Annotated in this window: 1 pseudogene; it reads left to right on the forward strand. The window is 71.5% G+C overall.

From position 1 onward, the window contains the following. Positions 1-368: pseudogene (locus EBH09_RS37390) on the forward strand (hypothetical protein); the annotation flags it as partial.

A 368-nucleotide genomic window follows, 5' to 3' on the forward strand; every position in this document is an offset into this window, starting at 1 on the left:
TCGACGGTGGTTCGCCCACGGAGGGTTTCCTGGGGCATGTGGCGGTCGGTCCGATGGAGTCGACGTTCCACTCGTGGGCCGGGGCGGCGTGGGCGGACTGGCTGTTCATGCTGGGTCTGCTGGGGATCGGGCTGGCTCTGACCGCGGGGGTGGCGCTGCGTCTGGCGGCCTTCGCGGGGACGGTGATGATGGCGTTGATGTGGGTGGCGGAGTGGCCGCCGGCCAAGCACCTGTCCGACGGGTCGGCGAGCATGTCGACGAACCCGTTCGCCGACTACCACCTGGTGTACGCCGTGGTGCTCATCGCCCTGGCCGCGGTCTCGGCCGGGAACGTCTTCGGGCTGGGCCGGCTGTGGGCGCGGCTCCCC

It is taken from the genome of Streptomyces sp. E2N166 (genome assembly GCF_003671715.1).
Taxonomy (GTDB): Bacteria; Actinomycetota; Actinomycetes; order Streptomycetales; family Streptomycetaceae; genus Streptomyces; species Streptomyces thinghirensis.